Origin of the sequence: Pseudoalteromonas sp. TB25 (genome assembly GCF_000497995.1) — a bacterium.
In the GTDB taxonomy this organism is placed as follows: domain Bacteria; phylum Pseudomonadota; class Gammaproteobacteria; order Enterobacterales; family Alteromonadaceae; genus Pseudoalteromonas; species Pseudoalteromonas distincta.
This window is the reverse complement of record NZ_AUTI01000263.1, coordinates 1-4,419: the sequence shown is the minus strand read 5'-3', so window position 1 is coordinate 4,419 and position 4,419 is coordinate 1. Positions and strand designations below refer to the sequence as shown.

Genomic DNA, 4,419 nt, shown 5'->3' with positions numbered 1-4,419 from the left:
ATGGCAAAAGAAAAGTTTGAACGCGTAAAACCGCACGTAAACGTTGGTACAATCGGCCACGTTGACCACGGTAAAACTACACTAACTGCAGCAATCACTAACGTACTTGCAAAAGTATACGGCGGTGTTGCTAAAGATTTCGCATCAATCGATAACGCTCCAGAAGAGCGCGAACGTGGTATCACTATTTCAACGTCTCACGTTGAATACGATACACCTACACGTCACTACGCACACGTAGATTGTCCTGGTCACGCCGATTATGTTAAAAACATGATCACTGGTGCTGCTCAAATGGACGGCGCGATCTTAGTAGTTGCTGCGACAGATGGCCCTATGCCACAAACGCGTGAGCACATCCTTCTTTCTCGTCAAGTTGGTGTTCCTTACATCATCGTGTTCATGAACAAATGTGACATGGTTGATGACGAAGAGCTACTTGAACTAGTAGAAATGGAAGTTCGTGAACTTCTTTCAGAATACGATTTCCCAGGTGATGACTTACCTCTAATCGCGGGTTCTGCGCTTAAAGCGTTAGAAGGCGAGAAAGAGTGGGAAGATAAGATTGTTGAGCTTGCAAACGCACTTGATTCTTACATCCCAGAGCCAGAGCGTGACATCGATAAGCCATTCATCATGCCTATCGAAGACGTTTTCTCAATCCAGGGTCGTGGTACAGTTGTAACTGGTCGTGTTGAAGCTGGTATCATCCGCATCAATGACGAAGTAGAAATTGTTGGTATCAATGATACAACTCGTTCTACTTGTACTGGTGTTGAAATGTTCCGTAAGCTTCTTGACGAAGGTCGTGCTGGCGAAAACATCGGCGCACTTCTACGTGGTACTAAGCGTGAAGACGTTGAACGTGGTCAAGTACTAGCTAAGCCTGGTTCAATCAACCCACATACTACATTCACTTCAGAAGTATACGTACTTTCTAAAGATGAAGGTGGTCGTCATACTCCATTCTTCAAAGGTTACCGTCCACAGTTCTACTTCCGTACAACTGACGTAACTGGTGACGTACAGTTACCAGAAGGCGTAGAAATGGTAATGCCTGGTGATAACATCAAGATGACAGTAACTCTAATCGCACCAATCGCGATGGATGAAGGTCTTCGTTTTGCTATCCGTGAAGGTGGTCGTACTGTAGGTGCTGGTGTTGTAGCAACTATCGTAGCGTAATTATTAGCCTAGCTAATTATTACCAAAAAGCCCGAGCTTAGTCTCGGGCTTTTTAATGTCTAAAATAAAGTACGATTTAAGATGCCGTTTTAACCTTAGGTGAAGATACTTGGTAACAATACTCAAAGTATCATTAGTGATATTACTAAAAACCCGAGCTAAGCTCGGGTTTTGATAAGTTATGAATCTGCCATACTTAGCTGAAAACTATTCAATATTTTGGATCTGTTCTCTCATTTGCTCAATTAGTACTTTTAGCTCTACGGCTGCAGTAGTGATGTCACTATTGATAGACTTAGACGCTAGCGTGTTAGCTTCACGATTAAATTCTTGCATCATAAAATCTAAGCGGCGGCCACATGCGCCTCCTTTTTTAAGGATTTTTTTAGTTTCTTTAACGTGAGACTTTAAGCGATCTAATTCTTCAGCCACATCTTGTTTTTGCGCAAGGTAAATTAGTTCTTGTTCAAGGCGTGACTCGTCAATGTTTGCTGTTAAGTCTTCTAGCTTTTGAGCAAGTTTTTCACGCTGCCATTTAGCAATCTCAGGCATATGCGTTTCTACAATTTCTACTTGCTCTAGAATTGCATCAAGGCGTATTGCTATCATTTCTTCAAGGTTTGCACCTTCATCGCCACGTGCAGATTTAAAATCTTCGATTACTTGATCAAGACCAGCTATTAATGCTGTATTAACGCTATCCATATCAAGCTCTTCTGCTTCCATAACGCCAGGCCAACGTAATATATCAACAGGGTTAATATCGCCATTACTTTGTTGTTGAACCCATTTAGCGCTATTTATTAGCTGTTCAGCAAGTGCTTGGTTAATTGATAGCTCGCCAACGTGGGCAGGATTTGCCACAAACTTTAAAAAGACCTCAACTTTACCGCGTTGTAAGTGTTTGCGTAAACGCTCACGAATAACTGGCTCCATGCCACGAAATTGCTCTGGTGCGCGTATAAATGTTTCAAGGTAACGCTGGTTTACTGAGCGAACTTCCCAAGTGCCAGTACCCCAATCGCCTTTTATTTCGCGACGCGCATAAGCTGTCATACTGTGGATCATGGATATTTTCCTAAATTTATAAATACAATATTATGATGATTATACCGTAACACTGCTTAAGCTCTAGGGAAAATTTAAAACACTGAATATTTTGCATACAGCTATTTATTTAAATCAACATGGTATCTATACCCACATACACTTATAATGTCGCAAATTCTGAATTAAGGGGATCGTCAATGCGTCCAAGCGAAAGAACACCTAACCAAATTAGACCTGTTACATTTACACGTAATTATACTTTGCATGCTGAAGGCTCAGTACTTGTTGAGTTTGGTAACACCAAAGTACTTTGTACAGCTACTGTTGAATCGGGCGTTCCTCGTTTCATGAAAGGTCAGGGTAAAGGTTGGATCAATGCTGAATACGGTATGTTACCGCGAGCAACGCATACGCGTAATACTCGAGAAGCTGCACGTGGTAAGCAGGGCGGTCGTACTATGGAAATTCAACGCTTAATTGCACGTGCACTTCGTGCGGCTGTTGATTTAAAAGCACTTGGCGAGAACACAATCACCATTGACTGTGACGTTATTCAAGCTGATGGCGGTACACGTACTGCTTCTATAAGTGGTGCATGTGTTGCACTTGTTGATGCACTAACGCATATGCGTGCAAAAGGTATGATTAATTCAAACCCACTTAAACATATGATTGCAGCTATTTCAGTTGGTATTTACAAAGGCCAAGCAATTAGTGATTTAGAATACATTGAAGATTCAGCAGCAGAGACTGATATGAACGTAATTTTAACCGAAACAGGTAAAATTATTGAAATTCAAGGTACAGCTGAAGGCGAACCTTTCTCGTTTGATGAGCTAGATGAGTTACTTACTTTAGCTAAACATTCTATTCGCGAAATTATTGACGTACAAAAGCAAGCATTAGCATAAATAGGTAGGCCACAAGATATGAAAGATTATCAAAAAGAGTTTATAGAATTTGCTCTAGAGAAGCAGGTGTTAAAATTTGGTGAGTTTACATTAAAGTCTGGACGCACAAGTCCTTACTTTTTTAATGCTGGTTTGTTTAATACTGGTCGAGACTTAGCGCGTTTAGGTCGCTTTTATGCATCGGCACTCGAAGATTCTGCTATAGAGTACGATGTATTATTTGGTCCTGCGTACAAAGGTATTCCAATAGCGACAACAACAGCGGTTGCCTTAGCGGATCATCATGATAAAGATGTACCTTACTGTTTTAATCGTAAAGAGAAAAAAGCACACGGTGAAGGCGGCACATTAGTAGGCTCAGAACTCAATGGCAAAATTATGCTAGTTGACGATGTAATTACTGCAGGTACTGCGATTCGTGAGTCGATGGAAATCATTGCACAAAATGGTGCTGACCTTAGTGGTGTTTTAATTGCGTTAGATCGCCAAGAAAAGGGTAAAGCTGAATTATCAGCTATTCAAGAAGTTGAGCGTGACTTTAATACCAAAGTGATTTCAATTGTAAAATTAGCTGATCTTATCAGTTACCTTGAAAGCCAAGGCACAATGGATGAGCATTTAGCCTCAGTTAAAGCTTACCGTGATCAATACGGCGTAGCATAAATAAAAAGCCTCGCAGTGCGGGGCTTTATTTTGACCTTCATTCATAGAGTTTATTAATGAAAGATGTATTAAAACCGAATGGCTTAGGCCTCAAGCGTGTTTTCAAAGCAACCTATTGCTCTTACCTTGGCTTTAAAGCAGCATTTAAAGAAGAAGCAGCATTTAGGCAAGAGCTACTATTAAGCCTTATATTATTTCCTATTTCATTTTGGCTTGCTTCATCACTATTACACTGGGCAATACTAATTAGCTCACTGCTTATTATATTAATAGTTGAATTACTAAACTCCGCCATTGAAGCATTAACAGATCGAGTAAGTACAGAGTTACATGTATTGTCAGGTAGGGCCAAAGATATGGGATCTGCAGCCGTAACACTTTCATTAACGATCGTATTGATCATCTGGGGTGTAAGCCTCTATATGAAGATCGTTTAACTCTACTTCTAATATAAAATAGGTTTGAACCCCGTTAGTTGTTAATAATTTGATGGTTATGTTGTATTTTTAACGTGTTTAGCTCAAATTCTCAGCGAACAGCACATTATTTCAAGTTTTCTTCAAAAAAGGGTTGATCTGTTTTCGGATCTCCCTATAATGCGACCCCACTG

At 40.4% G+C, this 4,419-nt stretch carries 5 protein-coding genes; 4 read left to right on the top strand and 1 reads right to left on the bottom strand.

Annotated features, from left to right (window positions below):
* Positions 1-1,185 (top strand): elongation factor Tu, encoded by a 1,185-nt coding sequence (tuf, locus tag L652_RS0108455; RefSeq protein ID WP_024596766.1) that lies wholly within the window; start codon positions 1-3, stop codon positions 1,183-1,185.
* A gap of 207 nt (positions 1,186-1,392) precedes the next feature.
* Here tuf and L652_RS0108450 read toward each other — a convergent pair whose 3' ends face one another.
* Positions 1,393-2,253, bottom strand: coding sequence for a YicC/YloC family endoribonuclease (locus L652_RS0108450; RefSeq protein ID WP_002958889.1), 861 nt, complete (start codon positions 2,251-2,253; stop codon positions 1,393-1,395).
* Between the two features lie 179 nt (positions 2,254-2,432).
* On the opposite strand from L652_RS0108450, the gene rph reads away from it, so the two are divergent.
* From rph to L652_RS0108435, 3 genes are read left to right on the top strand one after another with little or no spacing between them, the layout of a single operon-like run.
* A complete protein-coding gene (gene rph / locus L652_RS0108445) occupies positions 2,433-3,146 on the top strand; it encodes a ribonuclease PH (protein ID WP_024597200.1) in 714 nt (237 codons plus the stop codon).
* An 18-nt stretch (positions 3,147-3,164) separates the two neighbouring features.
* The gene (pyrE, locus tag L652_RS0108440) at positions 3,165-3,809 is read left to right on the top strand and encodes an orotate phosphoribosyltransferase (protein ID WP_002958891.1); all 645 of its coding nucleotides are present in this window, start codon (positions 3,165-3,167) and stop codon (positions 3,807-3,809) included.
* Positions 3,810-3,865: 56 nt separating this feature from the next.
* The gene (locus L652_RS0108435; RefSeq protein ID WP_002958892.1) at positions 3,866-4,246 is read left to right on the top strand and encodes a diacylglycerol kinase; all 381 of its coding nucleotides are present in this window, start codon (positions 3,866-3,868) and stop codon (positions 4,244-4,246) included.
* Positions 4,247-4,419: the final 173 nt, after the last annotated feature.

Bases quoted from the DNA above. Each gene is read 5' to 3' on its own strand.
- tuf (WP_024596766.1), top strand. From the start codon at position 1: ATGGCAAAAGAAAAGTTTGAACGCGTAAAACCGCACGTAAACGTTGGT.
- L652_RS0108450 (WP_002958889.1), bottom strand. From the start codon at position 2,253: ATGATCCACAGTATGACAGCTTATGCGCGTCGCGAAATAAAAGGCGAT.
- rph (WP_024597200.1), top strand. From the start codon at position 2,433: ATGCGTCCAAGCGAAAGAACACCTAACCAAATTAGACCTGTTACATTT.
- pyrE (WP_002958891.1), top strand. From the start codon at position 3,165: ATGAAAGATTATCAAAAAGAGTTTATAGAATTTGCTCTAGAGAAGCAG.
- L652_RS0108435 (WP_002958892.1), top strand. From the start codon at position 3,866: ATGAAAGATGTATTAAAACCGAATGGCTTAGGCCTCAAGCGTGTTTTC.